The sequence below is a fragment of the Streptomyces sp. NPDC088197 genome (genome assembly GCF_044741185.1).
GTDB lineage: Bacteria > Actinomycetota > Actinomycetes > Streptomycetales > Streptomycetaceae > Actinacidiphila.
The window spans coordinates 195,284-218,097 of record NZ_JBIUSD010000004.1; the positions used below are offsets into that span (position 1 = coordinate 195,284).

The 22,814-nt window shown below is 73.0% G+C and carries 26 protein-coding genes and 1 riboswitch; of the genes, 13 read left to right on the forward strand and 13 right to left on the reverse strand.

All coding sequences use genetic code 11. The annotated features are described in order from the left end of the window. Positions 1 to 11: 11 nt before the first annotated feature. From ACIOC1_RS12955 to ACIOC1_RS12985, 7 genes are all read right to left on the reverse strand, one after another. Positions 12 to 839, reverse strand: a complete 828-nt coding sequence (locus ACIOC1_RS12955; RefSeq protein WP_401853869.1) for an urease accessory protein UreD — start codon at positions 837 to 839, stop codon at positions 12 to 14. Next, positions 836 to 1,537: an urease accessory protein UreG gene (gene ureG, locus ACIOC1_RS12960; RefSeq protein WP_188282479.1), complete on the reverse strand. Its 702-nt coding sequence runs from the start codon at positions 1,535 to 1,537 to the stop codon at positions 836 to 838. The genes ACIOC1_RS12955 and ureG overlap by 4 nt, the downstream gene beginning before the upstream one ends. A gap of 105 nt (positions 1,538 to 1,642) precedes the next feature. Continuing rightward, positions 1,643 to 2,356 (reverse strand): urease accessory UreF family protein, encoded by a 714-nt coding sequence (locus tag ACIOC1_RS12965; protein WP_355341168.1) that lies wholly within the window; start codon positions 2,354 to 2,356, stop codon positions 1,643 to 1,645. Between the two features lie 4 nt (positions 2,357 to 2,360). Then, the gene (locus ACIOC1_RS12970; protein ID WP_391045136.1) at positions 2,361 to 4,082 is read right to left on the reverse strand and encodes an urease subunit alpha; all 1,722 of its coding nucleotides are present in this window, start codon (positions 4,080 to 4,082) and stop codon (positions 2,361 to 2,363) included. After that, on the reverse strand, positions 4,075 to 4,386 hold the full coding sequence (locus ACIOC1_RS12975) for an urease subunit beta (protein ID WP_355341174.1): 312 nt from the start codon (positions 4,384 to 4,386) through the stop codon (positions 4,075 to 4,077). Before ACIOC1_RS12975 ends, ACIOC1_RS12970 begins: the two co-directional genes overlap by 8 nt. Before the next feature lie 14 nt (positions 4,387 to 4,400). After that, positions 4,401 to 4,703, reverse strand: coding sequence for an urease subunit gamma (locus ACIOC1_RS12980; protein WP_355341177.1), 303 nt, complete (start codon positions 4,701 to 4,703; stop codon positions 4,401 to 4,403). 87 nt (positions 4,704 to 4,790) lie between these two features. Further along, complete coding sequence (locus ACIOC1_RS12985) at positions 4,791 to 5,081, reverse strand: type II toxin-antitoxin system Phd/YefM family antitoxin (RefSeq protein ID WP_188285531.1); 291 nt, start codon at positions 5,079 to 5,081, stop codon at positions 4,791 to 4,793. A gap of 85 nt (positions 5,082 to 5,166) precedes the next feature. On the opposite strand from ACIOC1_RS12985, the gene ACIOC1_RS12990 reads away from it, so the two are divergent. The 3 genes from ACIOC1_RS12990 to ACIOC1_RS13000 all read left to right on the forward strand — a co-directional run bounded on the left by ACIOC1_RS12990 (position 5,167) and on the right by ACIOC1_RS13000 (position 7,228). Beyond that, a complete protein-coding gene (locus ACIOC1_RS12990; protein WP_401854277.1) occupies positions 5,167 to 5,802 on the forward strand; it encodes an ATP-dependent Clp protease proteolytic subunit in 636 nt (211 codons plus the stop codon). Between the two features lie 6 nt (positions 5,803 to 5,808). Further along, positions 5,809 to 6,129, forward strand: a complete 321-nt coding sequence (locus tag ACIOC1_RS12995; protein WP_188285530.1) for a hypothetical protein — start codon at positions 5,809 to 5,811, stop codon at positions 6,127 to 6,129. Positions 6,130 to 6,622: 493 nt separating this feature from the next. Next, positions 6,623 to 6,751, forward strand: a riboswitch (cyclic di-AMP (ydaO/yuaA leader). Positions 6,752 to 6,754: 3 nt separating this feature from the next. Next, entirely contained in the window at positions 6,755 to 7,228 is a 474-nt protein-coding gene (locus ACIOC1_RS13000; RefSeq protein ID WP_355341181.1) for a C40 family peptidase, read from the forward strand. Between the two features lie 241 nt (positions 7,229 to 7,469). Here the strand turns inward: ACIOC1_RS13000 and ACIOC1_RS13005 are convergent, their stop codons facing one another. Next, on the reverse strand, positions 7,470 to 8,195 hold the full coding sequence (locus ACIOC1_RS13005) for an ADP-ribosyltransferase (RefSeq protein ID WP_391045140.1): 726 nt from the start codon (positions 8,193 to 8,195) through the stop codon (positions 7,470 to 7,472). 97 nt (positions 8,196 to 8,292) lie between these two features. Here ACIOC1_RS13005 and ACIOC1_RS13010 point away from each other — a divergent pair, with 97 nt between their 5' ends. Next, a complete protein-coding gene (locus tag ACIOC1_RS13010; protein WP_401853876.1) occupies positions 8,293 to 9,033 on the forward strand; it encodes a GNAT family N-acetyltransferase in 741 nt (246 codons plus the stop codon). Positions 9,034 to 9,047: 14 nt separating this feature from the next. On the opposite strand, the gene ACIOC1_RS13015 is transcribed toward ACIOC1_RS13010, so the two are convergent. Then, positions 9,048 to 9,476, reverse strand: coding sequence for an ATP-binding protein (locus tag ACIOC1_RS13015; protein WP_355341190.1), 429 nt, complete (start codon positions 9,474 to 9,476; stop codon positions 9,048 to 9,050). A gap of 253 nt (positions 9,477 to 9,729) precedes the next feature. Between ACIOC1_RS13015 and ACIOC1_RS13020 the strand changes: the two genes are divergently transcribed. Then, a complete protein-coding gene (locus tag ACIOC1_RS13020) occupies positions 9,730 to 10,599 on the forward strand; it encodes a helix-turn-helix transcriptional regulator (protein ID WP_355341193.1) in 870 nt (289 codons plus the stop codon). 11 nt (positions 10,600 to 10,610) lie between these two features. Next, complete coding sequence (locus ACIOC1_RS13025; protein WP_355341196.1) at positions 10,611 to 10,844, forward strand: DUF397 domain-containing protein; 234 nt, start codon at positions 10,611 to 10,613, stop codon at positions 10,842 to 10,844. A gap of 46 nt (positions 10,845 to 10,890) precedes the next feature. Here ACIOC1_RS13025 and ACIOC1_RS13030 read toward each other — a convergent pair whose 3' ends face one another. After that, positions 10,891 to 12,120 carry an 8-amino-7-oxononanoate synthase gene (locus ACIOC1_RS13030; RefSeq protein WP_401853880.1) on the reverse strand — a complete coding sequence of 410 codons (1,230 nt, stop codon included), beginning with the start codon at positions 12,118 to 12,120 and terminating at the stop codon, positions 10,891 to 10,893. Between the two features lie 285 nt (positions 12,121 to 12,405). Here ACIOC1_RS13030 and bioB point away from each other — a divergent pair, with 285 nt between their 5' ends. The 3 genes from bioB to bioD all read left to right on the forward strand — a co-directional run bounded on the left by bioB (position 12,406) and on the right by bioD (position 15,917). Then, positions 12,406 to 13,647: a biotin synthase BioB gene (gene bioB / locus ACIOC1_RS13035; protein WP_401853882.1), complete on the forward strand. Its 1,242-nt coding sequence runs from the start codon at positions 12,406 to 12,408 to the stop codon at positions 13,645 to 13,647. Next, positions 13,640 to 14,965, forward strand: coding sequence for an adenosylmethionine--8-amino-7-oxononanoate transaminase (locus ACIOC1_RS13040; RefSeq protein WP_355341202.1), 1,326 nt, complete (start codon positions 13,640 to 13,642; stop codon positions 14,963 to 14,965). The genes bioB and ACIOC1_RS13040 overlap by 8 nt, the downstream gene beginning before the upstream one ends. A gap of 220 nt (positions 14,966 to 15,185) precedes the next feature. Next, entirely contained in the window at positions 15,186 to 15,917 is a 732-nt protein-coding gene (gene bioD / locus ACIOC1_RS13045) for a dethiobiotin synthase (protein WP_355341205.1), read from the forward strand. A 92-nt stretch (positions 15,918 to 16,009) separates the two neighbouring features. Here bioD and ACIOC1_RS13050 read toward each other — a convergent pair whose 3' ends face one another. Together ACIOC1_RS13050 and ACIOC1_RS13055 are read right to left on the reverse strand one after the other, a co-directional pair. Further along, a complete protein-coding gene (locus tag ACIOC1_RS13050; RefSeq protein WP_355341208.1) occupies positions 16,010 to 16,414 on the reverse strand; it encodes a fic family toxin-antitoxin system, toxin component in 405 nt (134 codons plus the stop codon). Further along, positions 16,411 to 16,650, reverse strand: coding sequence for an antitoxin (locus ACIOC1_RS13055; protein WP_401853885.1), 240 nt, complete (start codon positions 16,648 to 16,650; stop codon positions 16,411 to 16,413). The genes ACIOC1_RS13050 and ACIOC1_RS13055 overlap by 4 nt, the downstream gene beginning before the upstream one ends. A gap of 181 nt (positions 16,651 to 16,831) precedes the next feature. On the opposite strand from ACIOC1_RS13055, the gene ACIOC1_RS13060 reads away from it, so the two are divergent. The 4 genes from ACIOC1_RS13060 to ACIOC1_RS13075 all read left to right on the forward strand — a co-directional run bounded on the left by ACIOC1_RS13060 (position 16,832) and on the right by ACIOC1_RS13075 (position 20,777). Further along, complete coding sequence (locus ACIOC1_RS13060; RefSeq protein WP_355341214.1) at positions 16,832 to 17,257, forward strand: GNAT family N-acetyltransferase; 426 nt, start codon at positions 16,832 to 16,834, stop codon at positions 17,255 to 17,257. A gap of 91 nt (positions 17,258 to 17,348) precedes the next feature. Beyond that, a complete protein-coding gene (locus ACIOC1_RS13065; protein WP_401853888.1) occupies positions 17,349 to 18,782 on the forward strand; it encodes a hemolysin family protein in 1,434 nt (477 codons plus the stop codon). Continuing rightward, complete coding sequence (locus ACIOC1_RS13070; RefSeq protein ID WP_355341220.1) at positions 18,779 to 19,795, forward strand: hemolysin family protein; 1,017 nt, start codon at positions 18,779 to 18,781, stop codon at positions 19,793 to 19,795. Before ACIOC1_RS13065 ends, ACIOC1_RS13070 begins: the two co-directional genes overlap by 4 nt. A gap of 76 nt (positions 19,796 to 19,871) precedes the next feature. Continuing rightward, on the forward strand, positions 19,872 to 20,777 hold the full coding sequence (locus ACIOC1_RS13075; protein ID WP_401853891.1) for an SGNH/GDSL hydrolase family protein: 906 nt from the start codon (positions 19,872 to 19,874) through the stop codon (positions 20,775 to 20,777). Between the two features lie 24 nt (positions 20,778 to 20,801). Here the strand turns inward: ACIOC1_RS13075 and ACIOC1_RS13080 are convergent, their stop codons facing one another. Further along, a complete protein-coding gene (locus ACIOC1_RS13080) occupies positions 20,802 to 22,655 on the reverse strand; it encodes a CocE/NonD family hydrolase C-terminal non-catalytic domain-containing protein (RefSeq protein ID WP_401853893.1) in 1,854 nt (617 codons plus the stop codon). Positions 22,656 to 22,814 lie beyond the last annotated feature (159 nt).

Sequence of the window (22,814 nt, forward strand, 5' to 3'; positions counted from 1 at the left end):
CCGGACACGCCTTAGTCGGCGGGCGCGCTCGCGGCCCGGACGGCCGCCAGACCGGCGTCCAGCAGACGGCGCAGGCGCAGGCCGTCCGCGGCCACCGCGGTGATCAACGCGGCGGGGCCCGCGAGCGGGGTGACGGCCGCCCGGCCTTCGGCGGGGTCGGCGGGCAGCGTGCGGGCGACGGCCGGGAGGTCGGCGAAGCCGGGTTCGATCAGCAGGAGTTGGCCGACGGCCCGGTAGCGGCCGAGGACGGCCGGTCCGTCCCAGCCGGTGGGGGCGCCGGGGCCGAAGCGGAGTTCCTGGTCCAGGAGCGGGCGGCCGTCGAGGTGGGCGGTCAGCCGGGTGCTGAGGCGGCCGGGGGGTTCCGCGTGGCGGCCGAGGATCTGTTCGTCCCGCAGCAGGAGGCGCGCGCCGGGGGCGAGGTCCACGCGGGTGGTCATCCGCAGGTCGCTGCGGTGGGCGGCGATCACCGGCTCGGGCAGCCAGCGCAGCGCGCCACCGGCCCGTACGGTCAGCCGCACGTCGTACGTCGCCCGGCCGCCGTCCCGCCCCGGCAGGGACACCGTGGCCGCGGCGGACCCCACCGCGAGCCGCGCGCCCTGTCCCACCTCCGCCTCGATCCGCAGGCGGTCGCCGCCGAGCGGCGCGCTCATCGCGCCGACCACCATCACTCCGGCCCCTTCGCCGTCGGCGCCGCCGACGACCCGGCTGCGCCGCAGCGCCAGCGGTCCGTCACCGGCCAGCACGGGCAGCGCCGTACCGCCGTGCCCGTCGGGGGCGGCGACGATCCGCGCCGTGGCGACGACGCCGCGCGCGGTGTCGCGGACCGCCACGTCGTTCACGCCGTCGTCGCGGGGACGGCGGCCCAGGCGGCCAGACGGTCGCCCACCCAGGCGGCGACCGGGGCGACGCCGTCGGGGGCGGCGACGGAGGTGAGGACGACCGGCAGGTCGCCGCGCTGGGCGGCGGCGTCGCGGGACATGCGGGTGAGGTCGGCTCCGACGTAGGGGGCGAGGTCGGTCTTGTTGATCACGAGGAGGTCGGCGGTGGTGACGCCGGGGCCGCCCTTGCGGGGGATGTCGTCGCCGCCCGCCACGTCGATGACGAAGATCTGCGCGTCCACCAGTCCCTTGGAGAAGGTGGCGGTCAGATTGTCGCCGCCGGACTCGACGAGGATGAGGTCGAGCGGGCCGACCGCGTCCTCCAGGTCCTCGACGGCTTCGAGATTCGCGGAGATGTCGTCCCGGATCGCGGTGTGCGGGCACGCGCCGGTCTCCACGGCGGCGATCCGTTCGGCGGGCAGCACCGCGTTGCGCAGCAGGAATTCGGCGTCCTCGCGCGTGTAGATGTCATTGGTGACCACGGCGATCGACAGGTCGTCGCGCAGTCTGCGGCACAGCGCCGCGACGGTCGCGGTCTTGCCGGACCCGACCGGGCCGCCGAGCCCGATCCGCAGCGCGCGCCGCCTGCCGTCGGCGCGGACGGCGGGCGAGGAGTGCGCGTACCGCTCGGGGAAGGTCTCGGGGTGGTCGAGATGCATGGTCAACTCCGTTGGTGCGGACGGCGTTCGGAACCGGGCGGCGGATGAAGCTGCGGATCGGGAGGCGGATCGGAAGGCGGATCGGGAGGCGGATCGGGAGGCGGGTCAGGAGGCGAAGAGGCGTACGGGCCAGGCGGCGTGGTCCTGCGCGGCAAGGTCGAGCAGCGGCGCAGACGCGGCGGGCAGCACGTCCGGGCCTTCGGCGAGGGCGCGTTCGGCGGCGAGCGCCGCCGCGGCGGCCGCCTCGTCGACGCACGGTGCCAGCCGGGCGAGTACGGCCGCGGCGTGGAAGGGGTCGAGGCTCAGCAGCCGTACGGCGGCGGTCGCGGGCCCGCTGACGGACTCGTAGGCGGCGACGTGTGCCGCGTCCTGCGGGAGCAGGCCGGCGGCGCGGGCGGTGACGCCGAGGACGACGGGCTGGTGGGCGCCGCGCGGGCGGGCGGCGGCGAGCTGGTCGAGCGCGGGTGCGGGCCAGGCGGCGCGGGCGGCGCGCAGGAGCTGGCGGCCGAGCTTGCGGGAGGTGGTGCGCAGGGCGGGCGAGGGGGTGCGGGCGTCGGCCGCCGCGTCGAGGACGAGCGGGTCGAGGCCGAAGGTCGCCGCCGCGGCCAGTGCGGCGGCGACCAGTCCAGTGGTGTGCAGACGGCCCCGGCAGAAATCCGCCAGGGTCGCCGCGTCCCGCACCCGGCCGTCCGCGACCGCGGCCTCCGCGCCGCCGGAGTGCGCGTGGCCGCCGGCCGGGAAGCGGCCGTCGGCGAGCAGCAGCAGGGCGGCGCGCGCGGCCGGCGTCGTGGTCGTAGGGGGCGGTGTCGTCGGGGTCATGGTCTCAGAAGAGGAAGTACCGCTGGGCCATGGGGAGTTCCGGCGCGGGCGCGGGCTCCACGACCTCGCCGTCGATCCGTACGGTGAACGTGTCGGGTTCGACCTCGACTCTCGGCAGCGCGTCGTTCTCCCGCATGTCGGCCTTGGTCAGGGCGCGTGTACTACGGATCGGCACGAACTCCTTGCCGAGGCCGAGGCGTTCGGGCAGGCCGTCCTCCAGCGCCGCCTCGTTGACGAAGTTGACGGAGTTGGCGGCGGGCGCGGCGCCGACCGCGCCGAACATCGGCCGGGGAAGCACGGGTTGGGGGGTGGGGATGGACGCATTGGCGTCGCCCATCTGGGCGTAGGCGATCTGCCCGCCCTTGATGACGAGTTGCGGCTTGACTCCGAAGAACGCCGGTTCCCACAGCACCAGGTCGGCGAGCTTCCCGGCCTCGACGGAGCCGATCTCGTGGTCGAGGCCCTGCGCGACCGCGGGGTTGATGGTGTATTTGGCGACATAGCGGCGGGCGCGGTGGTTGTCGGCCGCGCCGTCGCCGGGGAGCGCGCCGCGGCGTCGCTTCATCACGTGCGCGGTCTGCCAGGTGCGCAGGGCGACTTCGCCGATCCGGCCCATGGCCTGTGAGTCGGAGCTGATGATGCTGATCGCGCCGAGGTCGTGCAGGACGTCCTCGGCGGCGATGGTCGACGGGCGGATCCGGGACTCGGCGAAGGCGAGATCCTCGGGGACCGACGGGTTGAGGTGGTGGCAGACCATCAGCATGTCGAGGTGCTCCTCGACGGTGTTGACGGTGTGCGGCCGGGTCGGGTTGGTCGAGGACGGCAGCACGTGCGGCTGCGAGACCACGGTGATGATGTCGGGCGCGTGCCCGCCGCCCGCGCCTTCGGTGTGGTAGGCGTGGATGCCCCGGCCCGCGATGGCGGCCAGGGTGTCCTCGACGAATCCGGCCTCGTTCAACGTGTCGGTGTGGATGGCCAGTTGGGCGCCGGTCCGCTCACAGACCGTCAGGCAGGCGTCGATGGCGGCGGGGGTGGCGCCCCAGTCCTCGTGGATCTTGAACCCGACGGCTCCGGCGCGCAGTTGGTCGTGCATGGACCGCTGGTTGACGGTGTTGCCCTTGCCGAGCAGCCCGACGTTGACCGGGTACGCCTCCAGGCCCGCGAACATCCGCGCCAGGTGCCAGCCGCCGGGCGTGACGGTGGTCGCCTTGGTGCCCTCGGCCGGTCCCGTGCCGCCGCCGATGACGGTGGTGACGCCCGCCGACAGGGCCTGCGGCAGCAGCGTCGGCGAGATGAAGTGGACGTGCGCGTCGATGGTGCCCGCGGTGAGGATCTTGCCGTTGCCCGCGATGATCTCGGTCTCGGGGCCGATGACGAGGTCGGGGTGGACGCCGTCCATCGTCTCGGGGTTGCCCGCCTTGCCCAGCGCGGTGATCCGGCCGTCGCGGATGCCGATGTCCGCCTTGACCACGCCCCAGTGGTCGAGGACGACGGCGCCGGTGATGACGGTGTCGGGCGCGCCCTCCGCGCGGCTGGTGCGCGCCTGGCCCATCGACTCGCGGATCACCTTGCCGCCGCCGAAGACGGCTTCGTCGCCCGCGAGTCCCGGCCCGCCCGCCAGGTCGCGTTCGACCTCGATCAGCAGGTCGGTGTCGGCCAGCCGGACCCGGTCCCCGGTGGTGGGGCCGTAGAGGTCGGCGTATACGGCCCGCGAGAGGTCAGCCATCGAGCGCCCCCGCGGTCTCGCCGCGCAGCCCGGCCACGACGCGCTGTCCGGCGATCGGCACGAGTTCGACCTCGGCGGGGATGCCGGGCTCGAAGCGTACGGCGGTGCCCGCGGCGATGTTCAGCCGCAGGCCGCGGGCGGCGGCGCGGTCGAACTCCAGACCGGGGTTGGCCTCGGCGAAGTGGTAGTGCGAGCCGACCTGGACGGGCCGGTCGGCCGCGTTGAGAACGGTGAGGCGGGTCACCGGACGGCCCGCGTTGAGCGGCACGGGCGCGTCCGCGCTGAGGATCTCTCCGGGGATCATGGCGCTCCTGCCCGTCAGACGATCGGCTGGTGGACGGTGACGAGCTTGGTGCCGTCGGGGAACGTGGCCTCGACCTGCACGTCGTGGATCATCTCGGGGATGCCGTCCATGACGTCGGCGCGGGTCAGCACGGTGCGCCCGGACTCCATCAGTTCCGAGACGCCGCGGCCGTCGCGGGCCCCTTCGAGCAGATGCGCGGTGATGAGCGCGACCGCCTCGGGGTGGTTGAGCCGCAGCCCGCGGGCGCGCCGCTTGGCCGCCACGTCCGCGGCGACATGGATGAGCAGGCGTTCCTGCTCGTGGGGGGTCAACTGCACAGCCACACCTCACAGTCGTCAGAACCCGCGAGATTAGTTCGACGCGGTTTCGACTGCGTTAACCCCTGTTACGGGCGGCGGTCGCTGTTACGGACGACGGTCGCCGGTCTGGTGACCCCGGTGCTCGGCCGCGATGCCGAACCGTCGGCGTTCGCCCGTGGCGGACGTACGGGAGCCGACGGCGGAGACCGTACTGATCACCTGCTCCTCGGCCTGCTCGTCGAGATCACGCAGTCGTTGCAGGTCAGCGGCGGACACCAGGGCGACGAGCGGCTTGCCGTGGCGGGTCAGCACCACCTGTTCGCCGCCGTAGACCACGCGGTTGATCAGTTCCGCGAGCTCGGCACGCGCTTGTGTCACCGGGACGTCATGGGTCATGCTCCCCATCATAACGAGATGTACGTCCTGTACATTTTGACCTGTGGCCAGTTCCTGCGCCCAGATCCGCCCGGAGGTGCACGCCGTGTTCCGTCCCACCGCCCGCTACGTCCTGCCCGAGTTCACCGAACGCAGCAGCAACGGCGTCCGCACGATGGACCCGTACTCCAAGCTGCTCCAGGAGCGGATCATCTTCCTGGGCACCCAGGTCGACGACAGCTCGGCGAACGACGTGATGGCCCAGCTCATCCACCTGGAGAACGCCGCCCCCGAGCAGGACATCAGCCTCTACATCAACTCGCCCGGCGGCTCGTTCTCGGCGATGACCGCCATCTACGACACGATGCAGTTCGTCACCTGCGACGTGGCGACGGTCTGCATCGGGCAGGCCGCCTCGGCCGCGGCCGTGCTGCTGGCGGCGGGCGCGCCGGGCAAGCGCATGATCACTCCGGGCGCGCGGGTGCTGATCCACCAGCCGTCGCTCGGCGAGGTGGTCCAGGGGCCCATCTCGGACCTAGAGATCCAGGCCAACGAACTGCTGCGCACCCGCGAGCAGTTGGAGACGCTGCTGGCCCGGCACACTGGCCAGGACATCGAGCGGATCCGTACCGACATCGAGCGGGACAAGGTCCTCGACGGCGAAGAGGCCGTCGCCTACGGGCTGGTGGACAAGCTGACCACCAGCCGCAAGACCAACGGCCCCGCGTACGGCCTGCGGTGACCCGCGGTGGTCCCGGAACTGCCGCCGCTTCCGGCGCTCACCCGCTCCGAGGGTGAGCTGATCGACTCCTACCTGGAGGTCGTCGATCTGCTCGGCCGGATCAATCCGTCCCGCACCGCCGACACCTACAGCGCCCTGCGGGCCGCCCAGGCGCTGGTGGGCCGGGCGACCGCGCTGCGCGACGCGCTGACCGTGATGCACATGCGGGGCGAGACCGAACTGCACCACGCCACGCTGGCCCGCGCCCTGCGGGTGCTGGACGGCGAGCGGCGGTCGGGGCTGGTGGCGCTGGCGCCCGATCCGGCCGCGGGGCCGCCGCCCGCGTGAGGCTGGTGCGGTCAGCGCGGCCCGTGCGGTCCGTGCGGCCCGTTGGTGTGAGCCTCGTGCGGTCCGCCGACGGAGAGCTCGCGCGGCACGCCGACACAGACCAGGTGTGAGCGCGGTCACTCTGCGCGCTCGAAACCGTCGGCACTGCACCAAAGGGGCTCATCCCATCGGCGTATTCACCGCCGATTCATGCTCTCCGGCCGAATTGCGCGCACCGGCCAAAACCGCCCATCGTCCGTCACATATCCGCAGGTCAGATGATGCGACCGGAGGCGCGGACCGGGTGATTCGCCCCGGTGTCCACCCGAATAGGTGAGTCGTGACCTGACTCACACCGCGCGTTTCCCGCCCGGCTGTGGCCGGTTCTGTGCGTCACCATCCGTAGTGACGACAAGCCCCCGCCGCCGTGGCGGGGCGGTCCACGCGGACGCCCAGTCCCGCCGCCGCGTGGACGTCAGGTCGACATGAGTGCACCGGCGGGAGCGGAGGACCCAGGTACGACGGGTCGGTCACGGCACAGCGCCGGAGCCGTCCCTTGGGGTGAAGCCGCACCACGCGGCCGGGCATCTTCGCCAGCCCGAACCCGACAGGTCATCCTTCGGAGGCTGATGACGAAGGGTTGCGCATGTTCGCGCTCAAGTGCATCTCCGGACGGCTGTCCCGGCTCGGGACGGCCTCCGTGCTCACCGCCACAGCGGTCGCACTGCCCGCGCTGCTGCCGGGCACCGCCCAGCAGGCCGAGGCCGCGACGATGGGCGTGAAGGCCCTGAACGTGGCGGCGTCGAAGAAGGGCTCGCCCTACCAGTGGGGCGCCACCGGCCCGAACCGCTTCGACTGCTCGGGGCTGACGCTGTACTCGTTCAAGCGCGCGGGCAAGAAGCTGCCGCGTACCGCCGCCGCCCAGTACAACAGCACCCGGCACATCTCGTCGGGCGCCCGCCGCGTCGGTGACCTGGTGTTCTTCCACACCGGCCGGTCCATTTACCACGTCGGGATCTACGCCGGGAGCGGCCGGATCTGGCACGCCCCCAAGACCGGCGCCAGGGTCCGGCTGGAAAGGATCTGGACCAGCGCCGTCTGGTACGGGCGGGTGGCGTGACCCGGACGGCCGATTCCGGCCGCGCCGCGTATCGCGCCCGTACGGCGTATACGGTCCGTGGAGCGGTTGGCACTCGCCGCCGCGCGGCCCGGCCGTCTTCCGGCCCGAACAGCGGCCCGGAGCCGTAGGACCGTGCGGGCCGGCGGCTCGGGTGCGACGGGGCGACCCGCCGCACCCCCTTCAGCGGCGTGGACGGCCGGTCCGGCCGGGGGTACGGCTCCCCCGGCCGGATCGGGGACGGTCAGCCCGCCGGGAGCAGCACCGGCGCGAGCGGACGCGGCGCCGGAATCCCGCGCCACGGCACGTAGTACGGGTTGCGTACGCAGCCGGCCAGGTCCTCGTCCTTGGTCGCCTTGTCGACGGGACAGGCGCCGACGATGAACCGCCGGGCGAGGCCGCCGGGGAAGGCGACCTCGTGCTGGTCGGCCCACTTGTGGGTGTCACCGATCGTGGCGTTGACGTCGATGCCGCCGGGCGCGTCCACGTAGTAGTTGAAGCCGGGCTTCCACTGCTTGTAGAGGTCGTGGTCGTAGCTGGTGCTCACGAACGGCGACGGCTGGTTCTTCAGCACGTACGCCGCGAGGTCGTACTGCCCGTCCTGCGCGGCCTTGGGCTGGAAGCCCTCCTGGAAGACCACGGCGGGGGCGCGGCCGTCCGAGCGGAACAGCTCCCCGCACGTGCGGCGGTAGGACGGCTCGGGGGTGATGCGCTCGACGTCCACGCTGCGGTCGGCGGCGGCGAACAGCGGGTCGTGGACCACCGGGCACCAGCCGTCGTCGCCCGCGGGGGCGGGACGGGGCACGAGGGACGTGGAGGGCGCGGACAGGGCGGTGGGCGCCGCGGGGGACAGGGGTCCGGAGGCGACGGCCGACGCGGTCTCCGACGTGGCCGCGGTCTGCGCGGCGAGTACGGCGGTCAGGGTCAGCGCGCCGGTCGTGAGAAGCGACCGGACTCGGTTCTTGATCATGACGCACAGACTCGCGGGACCGGCCCCGCGATCGGCCGCATGTCACCCGATCGTAGGCGCGTCCGGCCGCGTACGGGACGGCTGAGAGGATGGTCGGATGAGCTCGCCGACCACCGCGGCGCACCGCGCCGGGCCCTCCCTGCGGTCCCTGCTGGACGCCGCCGCGCGAGGCGACTTCCCGCCCGCCGACGGGACCGTCACCTTCGTCGCCCAGCCGTCGGCCCGCGACGCCGGAGTCATCGCCTTCACCGCCCACACCGTGGTCTTCGCCGACATCGCCGACGCGTCGGGGACGGCGGGCACGTCGGGGACGGCGGGTACGGCCGAATGCCCGGCGCCCGAAGGCACCGGTGCCGGTCTCCGTGCCCTGCTCCCGCCCGACGACCTGTCCGCTCCGCTCAACCCGCCTTTCCTGAGCGCTCTTTGCGCCCGCACCGGCCGTGTGGTCAACAACCTCGACCTGCTGGCCCTGGCCGCCCCGCTGCCGGGGCCGCCCCCGCTCCCCCTCACCGAGACCACCGACCGCTCCCATCCGCGGATCGTGCGGGCGCTCCAGCACCGCGACGACGTGCGGGCCTGGACCGCGCCCGGCGGCACCGTCCTCATCGGCCGCGGTGTGGCGGGCCGTTGGGAGACCGCCGTCGAGGTGGACCCGGACGCCCGCGGCAAGGGCCTCGGCCGCCTCCTCGCTCTCGCGGCCCGTCATCTCGTCCCTGACGGCGCGCCGTTGTGGGCCCAGATCGCCCCGGGCAACGCGGCGAGCGTGCGGGCCTTCCTCGCCGCCGGTTTCGCACCGGTCGGAGCCGAGGCGCTGCTGGTGCCGCCGACGCGCCCGTGAACAGCGCCCGTCCCTCAGGCCACCGGGACCGCCCAGGGGATCGTGATCCAGACCGTCTTGCCGCCCTCGTCGGTCGGCGTGATCCGCAGCCTGCCGCCGGACTCCGCCGCCAGATGCCGAATGATCACCATCCCGCGCCCGTTGTCCTGCTGGACCGCCGCGGGCAGCCGCTGGGGCCAGCGCGGATGGCTGTCGGTCACGCCGATCAGCAACTGCTCCTGCCGTTCGAGACGCACGTCCACGGTGAAGGTCGGCGACATTCCCGAGGTGTGCAGCACCGCGTTGGTGGCCAGCTCGGAGACGATCAGGCGCACGGCGTCGACCGAGGGGGCGTCCGACGGCAGTCCCCATTCGGCGAGTCGGGCGCAGACGTAGCGCCGGGCCGCCGGTACCGAGGCAGGGTCGCTCGGCAGAGTGACGGAAGCTTCCTGCAGATCTGCCATGGCGACATCGTTCCTTTCCCATCCCACCGCGGACCGGGGTATCGGCGCGGGCTCTCCGGGCCACGCCCGGAAGTGGCTGGTTCGCGCCAGACTGCCACTAATCGTGCCGCCGTTTCGGACGGTCCACCGCGCAATGCATATATCTGTCGCTCAAATCGGTGAACTCTGCTACGTGGATACGCATTTGGTCGGCACACTGTCGTAATGACCGCCCGACTACCGGCATCCCTCACTTCAGGAGGTGCGAGAGGCCATGGAACGGGTCCCCGCCGTACGACGACGCAAGCTCGGCGGCGAACTGCGCCGACTCCGCGACCTGTCCGGAATGACCAGCGAGCAGGTCGCCGAGGCGGCCGGCTGGCACCAGTCGAAAGTCAGCCGTATCGAGACCGGCCGCAGCAGCGTCAGCGCCGAGGACGTCGACGTGCTGCTCGACGTCTACGAGGTGCGCGACCGCGATCTGCGCGACCTGCTGGGCACGCTGGCAGGTCAGGGCAGACAGCGCGGCTGGTGGCAGGACTTCCGCGACGTACTGCCCGTGGAGTACCGCGACTTCATCAGCCTGGAGGCGGGTGCCAGCCGGGCCCGCTCGATGGAGAACAGCGTGGTGCCCGGCCTGCTCCAGACCCCCGCCTACGCCCGGGCGCTCACCCGCGACGTCATGCCGCATCTGACCCGGAGCGAGGCCGGCGCACTGGTCGACGTGCGGATCGCCCGGCAGGCGGTGCTGCGCCAGGACGAGCCGCTGGAACTGTGGGCCGTGCTGGACGAGGCCGTGCTGCGCCGCGTGGTCGGCGGCCCCGCGGTCATGTCCGATCAGTTGCGGTCACTGGAACGCGCCGCCGCGCTGCCGCAGATCCGGCTCCAGGTGCTGCCCTTCGGTGCCGGAGGCCACATAGGAGTTACGGGTTCGTTCGTTATCTTCTCATTTCCGCGCATCGCTGATCTCGACGTGGTTGTTATCGATCATTTGACGAGTAGTCTCTACGTCGATCGAAAAGAAGACATCACCGCTTACGGCGCCGCTTTCACCCGATTGAGCAACATTGCCCTTCCTCGCGACGAGTCCGTCGCGTTGATCAGTAAGATCGCCGGGGAGATGTCGCGATTCGCAGGCGCATAAAGGAGGCCACCATGGCGGCACAGTCCGGGTACGTTTCCTCGAGCGCGTCGATTTCCGGCGTGACATGGCGGAGGAGCAGTCACAGCACCGCCGCGAACAACTGCGTGGAGACCGCGAGACTGGCCTCGGGGCTGCTCGCCGTCCGCGATTCCAAGGACCAGGAGGGGCCCGCGCTGCTCTTCCCACCGGGTGCCTGGTCGCACTTCGTCGGGGCGCTGCGCCGGGACGACCTCGGCCCCGCGTAGGACCGGGTCGGTTCCTGCGGCGGACGGACGGCGGCGGGCCGCGCCCTCAACCGCGCGGCGCCGTACGGACGATGACGTCCACCGCGCCCGCGACCTGCGCGTCCGTCAGGTCGCAGCGCGCGGTCAGCCGCAGCCGGGACACTCCGTCGGGGACGGACGGCGGCCGGAAGCAGCCGACGGCCAGACCCGCGGCCCGGCACCGGGCCGCCCACTCGACGGCCGCCTCGGGCGAGGGCGCGCGCACCGACACCACACAGGCGTCGGGCGCCGTCGCGTCCAACTCCGCGGCGGTCAGCATCCGGTGGAAGGCGCGGGCCACGTGCAACGCGCGGTCGGCGCGCTCCGGCTCGCGCCGCAGCAGCCGCAGCGCGCCGAGGGCGGCGCCCGCCGCGGCCGGGGCGAGACCGGTGTCGAAGATGAAGGTGCGGGCGGCGTTGACCAGGTGCTCGATGACGGCCGCGGGGCCGAGCACCACACCGCCCTGCGCGCCGAACGCCTTCGACAGCGTCGCCGTGCTCACCACGTCGGGGGCCCCGGCGAGTCCGGCCGCCGCGAGCGCGCCGCGCCCGCCCTCGCCCAGCACGCCGAAGCCGTGCGCGTCGTCGACGAGCAGCGCGGCGCCGTACTCGCGGCAGGCCGCGGCGAGCGCGGGCAGCGGCGCCGCGTCGCCGTCCACCGAGAACACCGAGTCGCTGACGACGACGGAGGACGCTCCCCCGGACCGGGACGCGTCGGCGTCCCGCCGGGCCCGCGCGCCGAGCGCCTTGCGTACGGCCTCGGGGTCGGCGTGCGGCACCACTTCGGTGGTGGCGCGCGACAGGCGGCAGCCGTCGATCAGTGAGGCGTGGTTGGCGGCATCGGAGACCAGCAGGGTGTCGGGGCCGGTCAGCGCGGTGACGGCGGCGAGGTTGGCGGCGTAGCCGGAGGCGAGGACCAGGGCCGCCTCGAAGCCGGTGAAGTCGGCGATCTCCGCTTCGAGTTCCGCGTGCAGCGCGGTGCTGCCGGTGACCAGCCGGGAACCGGTGGCGCCCGCGCCCCAGCGCAGGCAGGCGTCGGCGCCCGCCTGCGTGACCTCGGGGTGCCGGGTCAGGCCGAGGTAGTCGTTGCCCGCGAGGTCGAGCAGTTCCCAGTCCGCCGGGCGGGGGCGCAACTCCCGCCGGAGCCCGGCCTCGCGCCTGATCCTGGCCTGTTCCGCGATCCAGCCGAAGGGACCTGACGGGTCGGCGGTGTCGCTCCTGGCGGAGGCGTGCGGGTCGGCGGGGTCGGTGCTCTTCACGGGTGTCCCTGGGGTCGGCGGGTCGATGGATCGGGCGGATCGGTGCGCGAGCCGGTCGGGCGGATCGGCGGCTTTTCGGCTCAGCGGTTCTTCGGCTCAGCGTTTCAGTGGCACTTCGGTTCAGCGGCACTTCTGGTTGGGCCGCGCGCCCCCTCACACGGACGTCATCAGCAACGTACTGGCCCGCACACATGCACAGGGTGTGGTGATGCACACACCAGTAGCCACCCGAGTTGTGCGGTCCGCCATTGGCCGCGGGTGCCGTCGTGCGCGAGGATCGCCCCTATGGATCTGCTGACCACTCTCGTGGACAAGGGGCTGCGGCGCGAGCTGCCCACCAGGGACGAGGCGCTTGCCGTCCTCGCGACCTCCGACGACGAACTGCTCGACGTGGTGGCCGCCGCGGGCAACGTGCGCCGCCAGTGGTTCGGACGCCGGGTCAAGCTGAACTACCTGGTCAACCTCAAGTCCGGGCTGTGCCCCGAGGACTGCTCGTACTGTTCGCAGCGGCTCGGCTCGAAGGCCGAGATCCTCAAGTACACCTGGCTCAAGCCCGACGAGGCCGCCGCGGCGGCGCGCGCCGGGGTGGCGGGCGGCGCCAAGCGGGTGTGCCTGGTGGCGAGCGGGCGCGGTCCCACCGACCGCGACGTGGACCGGGTCTCGGCGACCATCGCGGCCATCAAGGACCAGAACGAGGACGTCGAGGTGTGCGCCTGCCTCGGCCTGCTCTCCGGCGGCCAGGCCGAGCGGCTGCGGACGGCGGGCGCGGACGCGTACAACCACAACCTCAACACCTCCGAGAACACCTACGGCGACATCACCACGACGCACACCTACGCCGACCGCGTGGACACCGTGCGGCAGGCGCAGGCCGCCGGGCTGTCCGCGTGCTCGGGGCTGATCGCGGGTATGGGCGAGAGCGACGCGGACCTGGTGGACGTGGTGTTCTCGCTGCGCGCGCTCGACCCGGACTCGGTGCCGGTGAACTTCTTGATCCCGTTCGAGGGCACGCCGCTGGCCAAGGAGTGGAATCTCACCCCGCAGCGCTGCCTGCGCATCCTGGCGATGACGCGGTTCGTCTGCCCGGACGTCGAGGTACGGCTCGCGGGCGGCCGTGAGGTGCACCTGCGCACGATGCAGCCGCTCGCCCTGCACCTGGTCAACTCGATCTTCCTGGGCGACTATCTGACCAGCGAGGGCCAGGCGGGCCAGGCCGACCTCGACATGATCGCCGACGCGGGCTTCGAGGTGGAGGGCGCGGGGACGTCCACGCTGCCCGCGCACCGCGCCGACGTCGCGGAGGCGGCGACCGGCTGCGGTTCCCACGCTTCCGGCTCCGTGTGCGGCTCGCACGAAGGCGGCTGCGGCCCCTGCGGCCACGACGAGGACGCGGCACCCGCCGCGAGCGCGGCGCCCGTGCGGACCGAGACGGTGCGGACGGAACCGGTACGCGCCGAGGGCCCGCGCCCCGATCTGGTGGCGGTACGGCGACGCGGCGCGGGGACGGACCTGCCGCCCAATGCCTGAGCCCTGCCCCTCGCCCGACGCGCCGCTCGACCCGGACACGCTGCTGGCGCTGGACCGGGAGCACGTCTGGCATCCGTACGGCCCGATGCCCGGCCGTCAGGAGCCGCTTGTCGTCGCGTCCGCCTCGGGCGTACGGCTGCGGCTCGCGGCGCCCGCCGAGGGCCGTACCGAACTGGTCGACGGCATGTCGTCGTGGTGGTCGGCGATCCACGGCTACCGGCACCCCGTGCTGGACGACGCGGCGCACGCCCAGCTCGACCGGATGAGTCATGTGATGTTCGGCGGGCTCACGCACGAGCCCGCTGTACGTCTCGCGGCCAAGCTGGTGGAGATCACGCCGGAGCCGCTGCGGCATGTCTTCCTCGCCGACTCGGGTTCCGTGTCGGTCGAGGTCGCGATCAAGATGTGCCTCCAGTACTGGCGTTCGCTGGGCAGGCCGGGCAAGCAGCGGCTGCTGACCTGGCGCGGCGGGTACCACGGGGACACCTGGCAGCCGATGTCGGTGTGCGATCCGGACGGCGGCATGCACGAGCTGTGGTCGGGCGTGCTGCCCCGGCAGATCTTCGCCGACGCCCCGCCGCCCGGCTTCGACGCGGCGCCCGACGCCGTGTACACCGCGCATCTGCGGGAGTTGATCGGACGGCACGCCGACGAGCTGGCCGCCGTCATCGTCGAGCCGGTGGTGCAGGGCGCGGGCGGCATGTCCTTCCACTCCCCCGAGTACCTGCGGGTGCTGCGGGAGGCGTGCGACGAACACGACGTCCTGCTGGTCTTCGACGAGATCGCCACCGGTTTCGGCCGCACCGGCACGCTCTTCGCGGCCGAGCACGCCGGGGTCTGCCCCGATGTGATGTGCGTCGGAAAGGCGTTGACCGGCGGCTATCTCACGATGGCGGCGGCGCTGTGCACCGGCGAGGTCGCCGAGGGCATCTCGCGCGGCGAGGTGCCGGTGCTGGCGCACGGCCCGACCTTCATGGGCAATCCGCTGGCCGCCGCCGTCGCCTGCGCCTCCGTCGACCTGCTGCTCGACCACGACTGGGCGTTGGAGGTCAAGCGCATCGAGTCCGGGCTGCGCGAGGGCCTGGACGGGGTCGCCGCGCTGCCCGGTGTCCGCGATGTGCGGGTGCTCGGCGCGATCGGCGTCGTCCAGCTCGACCACCCGGTCGACATGGCGGCGGCCACCGCCGCCGCGGTGCGCGCCGGGGTGTGGCTGCGGCCCTTCCGCGACCTCGTCTACACGATGCCGCCCTATGTGACGGGCGACGACGACGTGGCGCGGATCTGCGCGGCGGTACGGGACGCGGCCGTCGCGGGCTGACCGGGCCGCGTCCTTGGCGGCAGGCGCACGGCATCCGACATACCGCGCGCCGTACGGCATACGTCGTACGAGCTGACCGCGCTCGTCACCAATTGGGCGGAATGAGCGGTCCCGGCACGGGTACGAGGCGCGCCGGGACCGTACGCTCCGGGCACACGCGCGGCGCCCGGAGCGGCACGGCGACATGACATGGCACGGCAACGAGGAACGGAGCGACACCATGGCCATCGTGGTCATCACCGGAACGGGTACCGAGGTCGGCAAGACGGTGGCCACCGCCGCCGTGGCCGCCGCGTCGCTCGCGCAGGGGCTGAGCGTGGCCGTGCTCAAGCCCGCCCAGACGGGCGTGGCGGACGGCGAGCAGGGGGACGCCGCGGAGGTGGCCAGGCTCGCGGGTCCGGTGACGGCGGCCGAACTGGCCCGCTACCCCGAGCCGTTGGCGCCCGCGACGGCGGCCCGCCGCGCCGGGCTGCGGCCGGTGGGCCCCGAGGACATCGCCGAGGCGGCGGCCAAACTGTCCGCGGTGCACGACGTCGTGCTGGTCGAGGGCGCGGGCGGGCTGCTGGTCCGCTACGACGAGCAGGGCTCGACCCTCGCCGACGCGGCGGCGCTGCTGCGGGCCCGTGTGCTGCTGGTCGCCCCGGCCGGCCTCGGCACCCTCAACAGCACGGCGCTGACCGTCGAAGCGCTCAGCGCCCGCAAGGTCGACTGCATCGGTGTGATCATCGGAAGCTGGCGCGCCGAGCCGGAGCTGGCCGAGCGCTGCAACATCGCGGACCTGCCCGAGGTCGCGCAGGCGCCGCTGCTCGGCGCGCTGCCGGAAGCCGCCGGCGCCCTGTCCCCCGCCGCCTTCCGCACCGCCGCCCCCGACTGGCTGGCCCCGCAGCTCGGCGGCACCTGGGACGCGGCCGCCTTCGCGGAGGTCTTCGCCCCGGCGCCGTACAAGGCGTAGCCGCGCGGGGCGTCGCCGTACAGGGCGCAGCCGTACGTACGGGCAACCGCGAGCGGGCGCAGCCGTACGTACGGGCGACCGCGAGCGCGCCGCTATCCGACCTGTCCGGCCGGGCCCAGCTCCGCCTCCGTCGTCCAGGTGCGCAGCTCGTCGGCTATCCGGTCCAGTGGCGCCGAGCCGTCCTTCACCAGCCGGGCCAGGTCACGTACCTGTTCCGGCGTCATGGAGGGCTTGAGGCGGCTGGCGACGAGGTAGGCGTAGGCCACGGCGGAGGCGAACAGCGCGTTCGTCTCCTCCAGCGCCGGGACGTGCACGAGCAACTGGAGCATGGCGGCGGCGCGGGTGTGGGTGTCGGTGTAGACGGGCGTGCCGAAGATCTCCGCGTCGTGCCTGCTGACGGCCGCGACGAGCGCGCCCCAGTCGGTCACCTGCGGGTCGCCCGGCGTGTAGTGCTCGGCGACCATCAGCAGCCATGCGAGGTCGATACGGAGGGTCAACGCGGGCCTTCACCCCGGGCGGCCGCCCGGGTGCCGAACTCCTCGGCGAAGACCTCTTCGTAACGCTTCATGAAGTCGGCGGCGGCCTCGACGAATGCCTTGCCGTTCTCGCCCTCGTCCTGCTGGACGAGTTCCTCGATATAGCGGTTCACACTGATACCGCGCTGCGACGCGCGCTGCCGGGCCGTCTCGGCCGTGGCTTCGTCCACCCGAACGTTCAACTGGGTCTTCGACATGCGTCCACGCTAGCGCCGTGGCGCTAGTAGCGGCAAGGGCGCCTTCCGCGGCAACGCCGGGAACCTCCCGCGCCCCCCGGGGACGGATCGGGGCCTTCGACCGTTGGCAGGGCATGAACGACATTCATCTCGCATGCCGGAATTCCCCACCCGGAAATCGGTGCGGTGATTGGCTGCGGTGATGAGCGATCTTCACCTTCGGACCGCCACCCCCTCCGACGCCCTGCCCGTCCTCGCCTTCTGGCGGGTCGCGGCCGAGGGCACCAGCATCAGCGACGACCGGGCGGGAGTGGAACGACTGATCGCCCGCGACCCCGGCGCCCTGCTCCTCGCCGAGCGGGACGGCGACCTCGTCGGTACGGTCATCGCCGGTTTCGACGGCTGGCGCTGCCACCTCTACCGCCTCGCCGTCCACCCGGACGCCCGGCGTCAGGGCGTAGCGACCGCGCTCCTAGACGCCGCCGAACGCCGCTTCACCGCGCTCGGCGGCAGGCGCGGCGACGCGATGGTGCTCGAACGCAACGAGCGGGCGCAGCACGCCTGGAGAGCGGCCGGGTACACCCGCGAGTCCCGCTGGCGCCGGTGGACCAAACCGCTCACCTCATGACGGTTCACCGAGCGACGACCGGGCCGGCCCCGGACCGCCAATACCGAGCGGTCGGCCCGGTCGTGGCCGATCATGGGACCGAGGTGACCGGATGACTGAAACACTTCTGCTGTTGGTGGCCGTACTGCTCACCCTCGCCTGCGGCGTCTTCGTCGCGGCCGAATTCTCCCTGACCACGATCGAGCGCGGTGAGCTGGAGCGCGCGACGCGGGACGGCGAGCGCGGCGCCGCGGCCGCGCTGGCGGCCGTCCGCACACTGACCGTGCAGCTCTCCGGCGCGCAGCTCGGCATCACCGTGACGGGGCTGGTCATCGGCATGCTCGCCAAGAGCTCGATCGCGGAGCTGCTGCGCGGGCCGCTGCGGGCCGCGGGGCTGCCGGACTCGGCGTCGTCCTCCGTCGCCCTGGTGCTGGGCACCGCCCTGTCCACGGTGGCGCTGATGGTGGTCGGCGAGCTGGTGCCGAAGAACTGGGCGATCTCCACTCCGCTGCCGGTCGCCAAGGCCGTGGCGGCGCCGCAGCGCGCCTTCACCGCCGCCTTCCACCCGCTGATCCACCACCTCAACAACACCGCGAACCGGGTGCTGCGCGCGATGGGCCTCGAACCCGCGGAGGAGCTGGCGTCGGCGCGCGGCCCGCAGGAGCTGGCCGCGCTGGCCCGGCACTCGGCCAAGGAGGGTGTGCTGGAGGCGGACACCGCGGAGCTGTTCGTCCGTACCCTCAACCTCGCCGAGCTCACCGCGGAGAACGTGATGACGCCGCGCGTCCAGGTCACCGCGCTCGAAGCACAGGCCACCGCCGAGGACGTGGCGAACGCGACCCGCGCGACCGGCCTGTCCCGCTTCCCCGTCTACCGCGGCAGCCTGGACTCGGTGATCGGCACCGCCCACATCAAGGACGTCCTCGCGGTCCCCGCCGACCGGCGCCCGCGCGTGCCGGTCACCGAGCTGCTGCGCGAACCGCTGCTGGTCCCGGAGACGCTGACGGTCGACCGGCTGCTCGACCGGCTGGGCGGACGGCGCTCGATGGCCGTGGTGATCGACGAGTACGGGGGCACGGCGGGCGTGGTGACCATGGAGGACATCGTGGAGGAGGTCGTGGGCGAGGTCCGCGACGAGCACGACCCGCACGAGCTTCCCGACCTGCTCTTCCTGCGGGAGGCGCCGGACGGGCGGCGGATCTACGACGCGGACGGCGCGACCCGTACCGAGGACCAGTTGGAGCGGATCGGGCTGCACGCCCCCGACGGGCCGTACGAGACGCTGGCCGGTCTGGTGGCCCAGCGCCTCGGCCGTATCCCGGCGCGCGGCGACGCCTTCGAGCTGGACGGCTGGCGGATCGAGGTCACCGACGCGAGCGGGCACCGGGCGTCGCGGGCCCGGCTGATCTCCCCCGCGCGGGCGGCCCGGGCCCCCGCCGCCGCGGACAGGGCGGCGGGCGGCACGCCCGGCGCCACGGCGGGCAACCCGCCCGGCAACGCGCCCGGCGACACCGCGGGCACGGCCGAGCGGAGACGTGACCGATGACCGTCGTCCAGTTGCTCATCGGCGCGCTCACCCTCGTGGTGAACGCGTTCTTCGTCGGCGCCGAATTCGCCATGATCTCGGTACGCCGCGGCCAGGTGGAAACCCTCGCCGAGAGCGGCGACCGCCGCGCCCGCAGCGTGGTGTGGGGTCTGGAACACCTCTCGCCGCTGCTGGCCGCGGCGCAGCTCGGCATCACCGTGTGCACGCTGGTGCTCGGTATCGTCGCCGAGCCCGCCATCGCGCACCTGCTGGAGCCGGTGTTCCACGCCGTGCACGTGCCGGAGGGCGCGATCCACGTCATCGCGTTCGTGATCGCGCTGGCCGTGGCCACGTATCTGCACATGCTGTTCGGCGAGATGGTGCCGAAGAACATCGCGCTGGCCGATCCGGTGCGGTCCGCGCTGGTCCTCGGCCCCCCGCTGGTGGGGCTGACCAGGGCGCTGCGGCCGGTGATCTTCGCGATCAACGCGTTCGCCAACACGCTGCTGCGGCTGCTGCGGGTGGAGCCGCGCTCCGAGGTGGCGGCCGTCTTCTCCGACGACGAGCTGTCCCGGATGGTGGTGGACGCCGGGGCGGCGGGGCTGCTCGACGAGCGGGCCGCCGAGCGGCTGCGGGACGCCCTGGAGCTGGGCAGGCGGCCGATCGGCGAGATCGTGGTGCCGCCCGAGCGGGTGGTACGCGCGCCGCTGGGCATCACGCCCGAGGGCCTGGAAGCGCTCGCCGCCGACTCCGGTTACTCCCGCTTCCCGGTCGCCGACCCCGACGGCCGGGTCCTGGGCTACCTGCACGTCAAGGACGCCCTGGACGCCGATCCGCGGGACGCGCCCTTCCGGCGCACCGCCCTGCGGCACATCACCCGCGTCGGCGCCGCCACCCCGCTGGACGACGTCCTCACCGCGATGCGGGCGGGCAGCGCCCACCTGGCGGCGGTCGTGGACGACGCGGGGCGCGGCATCGGGCTGGTGACGATGGAGGACGTGCTCAAGGAGCTGGTCGGTCCCGGACGCCCCTGAACGGCCGGGGCGACCGGGTACGGGTCCCGACCTCGTTGCCGGTGCTCCTGAGCGGTCGCATAGGATCTCCGGCGCCATGCAGAATGACGCACAGACAGACACACAGGCGGGCGCGGAGGCGGGCGCGCGGACGCCGGCCGCGTACAGCAGCTTCGTCGCGGTCGGCGACTCCTTCACCGAGGGCATGTCCGACCTGCTGCCCGACGGGTCCTACCGGGGCTGGGCGGACCTGCTCGCCGCCCGCCTCGCCGCCGCTTCCCGCACCGCCACCGGGGGCGGGGACGGAACCGCGACCGGGACCGCTCAGCAGACGGAGCCGGGGGACGGTCCGGGCTTCCGGTACGCGAATCTCGCCGTGCGCGGCAAGCTGATCCGGCAGATCTCCGAGGACCAGGTCGACGTGGCCGCCGCGATGGGCGCCGACCTGATCACCCTGGTCGGCGGCCTCAACGACGTGCTGCGGCCCAAGTGCGACGTGGAGGAGGTCTGCGCGGTCCTGGAGAGCTGTGTCGAACGGCTCGCGCCGGCCTGCGGCCAGCTCGTCCTGATGCGCAGCCCCGCCCGGCGCGGGCCGGTCGCCGCCCGCTTCCTGCCCCGGATGGAACAGCTCTTCGCCTTCCTCGACGACCTCGCGGCCCGCCACGGCGCCCTGGTCGTCGACCTCTACGGCGCCGAGGTCCTGGGCGACCAGCGCATGTGGGCCGACGACCGGCTCCACCTCACGGCGGACGGCCACCGGCGCGTCGCCGAGGCCGTCTGGCAGACCCTCGGCCATCCCGCCGAGTCCGACTGGACGGTCGGTCTCCCCCCGGCGGTCCGCCCCGGCTGGACCGCCCGCCGCACGGCCGACCTGCGCTTCACCCGCCGACACCTCGTCCCGTGGATCGGCCGCCGCCTCACCGGCCGCTCCTCCGGCGACGGCCGCCCCGCCAAGCGCCCCGACCTGCTGCCGTGGGCGGCCGGTCCGTCGTACGACGACTGATCCGCTGTACGACGGGGTCGCCCGTCAGCCCAGCGGCAGGTCCAGGTGGGACTCCTCTCCCGGCGGGGAGCTGACGGTGGTCGTGCTGCCCTCGACGTCGGCGTCGGAGTAGAGCTTGTCCTTGCTGTTGACGACCAGGGCCAGCCGGTGGCCGACGGGCACGTCGTAGGCGGCGGCCTGGAGCTGCCAGGTGACGGTGGTGTCCTGGCCGGGCACGAGGTCGGACAGGGTGTACGGCTCGTGCGTGACGATCCGCGCCGTCCGGTCCTCGGCGATGTCGAAGAGATACGCGACCAGGGTCGTGGACGCGGCGGAGCTGCGCACGGTCAGCCGGACCTCGGGGATGCCGCGAATCCGGCGTGCCACGTGCGGGTCCGCGCCCGCGGGGAGCGGATCGGTGGCCCACAGCGCCAGGTGCTGCCGGTCGAACTTCTCCGTCTCGTAGGTCTTCGGATTGCCGTTCCACTCGGCCTTGCCGGTCGCCACGATCCCGTCCACCGCCGTGGCCTCGGTCAGGTGCCCGGCGATGAACCCGCGCGACCAGCCGGGCGCGGGCTCCTCGGTCAGTGAACCGTCCCGGCGCCCGGCCCCGGTGTTGGCCAGATACCAGCGTTCGGTGGAGACGGTGACGTCGCCCCAGGTCTGCCGGGGTTCGCGCCGCGCCGGGGTGACGACGGTGTCGTCTCCGGTGCCGGAGCCCGGCCGGGTCTCGTAGGTGAACATGATCTGGTTGTTGACCTGAGGCCAGTCGGGCACGTCGTTCGCCTCGCCCCGCAGGTGGTGGTCGAGCCAGGCGTACGCCTCGGCCATCGCGAGGTTGGGGCCGGTCGGCCCGGCCAGCGGTCCGGTCAGTCCGGGACCCTCCGGCACCGCGTGGTCACCGATCCACATGTTCAGCCGCTTGGGGACGGTGAGGCGGTTGAAGGTGGCAAGCACCTGGTTGACCGGGAACAGGCCCTCGTGCCAGGTGTTGGAGATGAAGGTCGGGACACCGCGGTCGTTGGTGGCGTCGGTGTACGCCTCCGGCGCGCGCTCCGTGCCCCACGCCACGACCGTGTCCATGTTCTGATTCGCGTGGAAGTCCGCCAGGATCTGCTGGGTGGCCTCGTCGAATTTGCGCTCCACGGGTCCGCCGGTCAGGGCGAGCAGGACGGCCACGGCCTGGAGGTGCCGGGTGTCGTGGTGGTAGAGGCTGGTGGCCAGATTGCCCCAGGTGCTCAGCGCCACGACCGCGTCCACCCGGTCGTCGTTCGCCGCGACGAGCTGGCTGATCCCGGACCCGTAGGACTCGCCCAGGAATCCGATCCTGCTCGGCGCGAAGTGCTCCTGCGCGTAGTCGATCACCGAGGACCCGTCGGCCCAGTCGTTGGGTCCGCCGACGTCGATGAAGCCGCCCGAGGTGAACGGGCCGTCCACGTACCCGTGGCCGGGGATGTTCACGGTCAGGCCGATCCCGCGCGGGGTGTACGCCAGCACGTGGTAGCCCTTGAGGGCCAGGGTCAGGTGCGCGTACTCGAACAGCGGCCAGCCGACCGGGGTCCAGCCGGCGGGGAGGATGACCAGCGGGCGCGGTTCCGCGGAGTTGTGCCTGATGGTGTGCGCCGCCAGCCGGGTCCCGTCCTGGGCCCGGATCCATGGGAAGCCGACGGTGGCGACCCGCAGCACGTCGTCGGTGAGCCGGCGCAGGTCGCGCGGCAGCAGGTTCTGGGTGGTGTTGCCCTGCAACGCGGCGACCAGCGCCTCGCCCAGGTTGGCCGCGTCGGGATTGACGCTCGCGCCCGTGCCCCAGATGCCGTTGTCGGCGACCTGGGTCAGTTGGGCGGTGGTGACCGCGCGGACCTCGTCCTGCGGAGGTCCGTCCCCTGATGACGTGCTCATGAGCGTGTTCCTTCCGTCTCGGTCCCGGACAGCCGGGTGACCGGGTAGCAGAACATGTGGCAGAAATCGTGCGAATCGCCACACCTCGATCGTGGGACCTCGCCGATCACCGGGGACAGGGCGCGAACCGACGCGCGGAAGCGTCCGGGCGGCCGCGTA